This window comes from Acetonema longum DSM 6540 (assembly GCF_000219125.1).
Classification (GTDB): domain Bacteria; phylum Bacillota; class Negativicutes; order Sporomusales; family Acetonemataceae; genus Acetonema; species Acetonema longum.
The window spans coordinates 1-635 of record NZ_AFGF01000002.1; the positions used below are offsets into that span (position 1 = coordinate 1).

Annotated in this window: 1 protein-coding gene; it reads left to right on the forward strand. The window is 56.1% G+C overall.

What is annotated here, in order from left to right; genetic code table 11:
* Positions 1 to 635, forward strand: a 635-nt coding sequence (locus ALO_RS00015) for a hypothetical protein (protein WP_004091543.1), incomplete at both ends; no start/stop codon positions are given.

A 635-nucleotide genomic window follows, 5' to 3' on the forward strand; every position in this document is an offset into this window, starting at 1 on the left:
CACTGCCGACAAACACCTCTTAAACCAGTCCGCCGGCATCCAGAGCCAAGGCAGCATCCATATCACCGCCCGCCAGTTCACCAACGAAAAGACCGTCTTTGAAACCGGCTGGACGACCCGAAACGAAAACCACTCTATGGCGATTGACCCCCTTCCTGAAGAAAACTATTATAGCGCCACCCGCAAATTCACCCGGGAAATCAAAACCGGCGCTATCCTGCAGGAAACCGCCGCTGCCCAGGTCCTGGCCGGAAAAGACATCACCATCGACGCCGCTGTCATCAACCGCTACAGCACCATCGCCGCCGGCGGGGACCTGACCATCAGGGGGCCCTCCCTTGAAAACTATGGCTATCAAGGGACCCGCATCACCACCGATGTTGGCACAGACACCCACCGTTACAAATGGAGAAAACACAGAAAGTTTCACCACAATTGCACCTGGCGCTACGGCACCACCCCGATAGACTATACCCCTCCCGCCACCGTAGAAAACACAGAAAGCAGCCGCAAGGGCATCGTCAGCGCCGGGGGTAAAGTCAGCATTCAATCCGGTACGGAAAAGAATATCACCTTAGACGCCGACAAAAAGGCCATCCAGAATCAACCCAAGACCACCCTGGACCCTGCCATCA